The organism is Limosilactobacillus agrestis, from assembly GCF_014145585.1.
Taxonomy (GTDB): domain Bacteria; phylum Bacillota; class Bacilli; order Lactobacillales; family Lactobacillaceae; genus Limosilactobacillus; species Limosilactobacillus agrestis.
Window position 1 is genome coordinate 1 of record NZ_JACIVF010000036.1, and the last position, 253, is coordinate 253.

The following is a 253-nucleotide window of genomic DNA, read 5'->3' on the forward strand; positions in this document are numbered from 1 at the left end:
TGATTCAGATGCGCTTACCGAAGCACTAGTTGATTCACTGCCACTTACTGAAGCACTAGTTGATTCGCTGGCACTTACTGAGGCACTTGTGGATTCACTGGCACTTACTGAAGCACTTGTGGATTCGCTGGCGCTTACTGAAGCACTTGTGGATTCACTGGCACTTACTGATGCGCTAGTTGATTCACTCGCACTTACTGATGCGGAAGTTGATTCAGATGCGCTTACTGAAGCACTAGTGGATTCGCTAGCA

General features: G+C 47.8%; 1 protein-coding gene. It reads left to right on the forward strand.

Going from position 1 to position 253, the window contains the following annotated elements; all coding sequences use genetic code 11:
- The coding region (locus H5R88_RS03320; protein ID WP_310735476.1) for a hypothetical protein at positions 1-253 on the forward strand (253 nt) is incomplete at both ends.